At 61.0% G+C, this 223-nt stretch carries 1 protein-coding gene; it reads right to left on the bottom strand.

What is annotated here, in order from left to right:
* Positions 1 to 29: 29 nt before the first annotated feature.
* Positions 30 to 223, bottom strand: a 194-nt coding sequence (locus tag NPS56_RS31145; protein WP_274078192.1) for a hypothetical protein, incomplete at its 5' end; no start/stop codon positions are given.

Genomic DNA, 223 nt, shown 5'->3' on the forward strand with positions numbered 1-223 from the left:
CCACCCTCGCATCGCCAGCAAGCCGGCTCCTACAGATTTGTGTACTGCCCCACAATCCGCAGGCACCCGAAAACCTGTAGGAGCTGGCTTGCCAGCGAAGGCAGCATCATGACCACCATCGCATCGCCAGCAAGCCGGGCCCAAAGAGGCGCGTCATGCCACAAACCCAACATACCCCGCAGATCCTGTAGGAGCTGGCTTGCCAGCGAAGGCAGCATAACGG

The sequence above is a fragment of the Pseudomonas putida genome (assembly GCF_028682635.1).
In the GTDB taxonomy this organism is placed as follows: domain Bacteria; phylum Pseudomonadota; class Gammaproteobacteria; order Pseudomonadales; family Pseudomonadaceae; genus Aquipseudomonas; species Aquipseudomonas putida_AE.